The sequence below is a fragment of the Henriciella sp. genome (assembly GCF_049649345.1).
Lineage (GTDB): Bacteria > Pseudomonadota > Alphaproteobacteria > Caulobacterales > Hyphomonadaceae > Henriciella.
Genome location: NZ_JBARZC010000417.1, coordinates 1 through 1,611 on the forward strand (window position 1 = coordinate 1; position 1,611 = coordinate 1,611).

The window sequence follows — 1,611 nt, forward strand, 5'->3', positions numbered from 1 at the left end:
CGACAAGGTTGCCTGAGGGAGAAAGACTGGGCTGTCCTAGCCCGTCGGCGCGCCCATAAATCGAAGGTGTGTCGCCGAGCGCGCTGGCTGCCAGCATTGCAGCGGCAGCCGTGAAAGCCGCCAAAGGGGTGCGCATTGAAGGGGTCTCCAAAAGAGTATCAACCACGAAGCGTATGAGCCACCCTGGGATTTTGACAAGCGGGAAGTTGAGCCCGCCACCCTAGCCATGCACTTATGCATGAGAGCACTTCCCAATTATGCGCTTCACAAATGCTGCATGTGCGAGAAGATTGTGCTGCACCCGCGAAAAGCGGGGCATAGGAGCAGGCAACGACTTGCGACCCTAAAAAGAAAGGCATTTATCATGAAAATGCGCGTTTCCTCCATTCTGTTCGCCATGTCCATCTTCTCCGGCCTCGCATCGGCCGAAGAAATGACTGAAGTGAACGCAACCCTCAGCTTCGACCGCGCCCTGCTTGAGCAGGCCGGCGGCGCAGAAACAGTTCTGTCCGGTCTTGAGAAACAGGCAATGGCGACCTGCCGTTTCGTGTCTCTGACCTCTGTTGGCCTCTCGGTCGACGAGGTCTGCGCAGAGGACATTCTGTATCAGGCCGTCGAAAAGATCGGCGATACGGGCCTCAGCCAGGCCTATGAGGGCTCCAAGCTGTACGTTGAGACAGTGTCCCCACGCCTCGAACTGGCCTCCCGCTAGGCTTTTCAGGCGTTCGAAAAGAAAAGCCCCGGTCCAGACGGCCGGGGCTTTTTTGGTTCTGGGATGCAATCGTGCGTCTAGGGCGCTGGCGGTGCAAGCTCTGTATTGAGGAAGAAGTTGCCGTCCTGGCCGGAGACCATTTGCTGGCCGTCCGTGCCGAGGCGCATCGCATCGATCTCGTCGCGCACACTCTCGAACTCGGCCATGATCTCAGGCGTATCGACGAGCTTGCGCCCGGTCGGCAGGTCGAGCGTCATCGCATTGACCTGCTTGCCATTGACCAGGACCTCATAGTGAAGGTGCGGGCCTGTGGAGGCACCGGTTGAGCCGACATAGCCGATAATGTCGCCCTGGCGGACGCGTGTGCCACTCCGGTACTTTCCAAAGCGCGACAGGTGCGCATAGGCGGTCTTGTAGCCATTGGCGTGGCGGATGCGGACATAATTGCCATAGCCGCCATAGCGGTTCGCCCGCTCGACCGTGCCATGGCCGGCCGCATAGACCGGCGTGCCTGACCGGGCTGCGAAATCGGTGCCCTTGTGCAGCTTGTTATAGCCGGAGATCGGGTGACGGCGGTAGCCAAAATTAGACGAAAGACGCGCGCCATTGATCGGCGTCTTCATCAGGAATTTCGTTGCCGCCTCGCCATTCGGGTCGAAATAGTCGACAGCGCCGTCATCAGACGGCGTGAAGCGATAATAGGACTTATCAAGCGCCTTGCCATTGATTGCAGCATAGATCACTTCGCCGCCGCGCACGCGGTTGCCGCGCTCATCGACCATTTCCTCGAACACCATCTCGAACTGGTCGCCCGGATGAATGTCGCGCTGGAAGTCGAGATCGTAGGCAAACACCTTGGCGAAATCGACGACCTGCTGGTCACGCGCGCCCTTTGCGAG

General features: G+C 59.1%; 2 protein-coding genes. One reads left to right on the top strand and one right to left on the bottom strand.

The annotated features are described in order from the left end of the window. Positions 1–364: 364 nt before the first annotated feature. Entirely contained in the window at positions 365–712 is a 348-nt protein-coding gene (locus WA989_RS11545; protein ID WP_424340650.1) for a hypothetical protein, read from the top strand. Positions 713–789: 77 nt separating this feature from the next. On the opposite strand, the gene WA989_RS11550 is transcribed toward WA989_RS11545, so the two are convergent. Then, positions 790–1,611, bottom strand: an 822-nt coding sequence (locus WA989_RS11550) for a M23 family metallopeptidase (RefSeq protein ID WP_424340651.1), incomplete at its 5' end; no start/stop codon positions are given.

Coding starts and splice junctions, on each gene's coding strand:
- WA989_RS11545 (WP_424340650.1), top strand. CDS start 365: ATGAAAATGCGCGTTTCCTCCATTCTGTTCGCCATGTCCATCTTCTCC.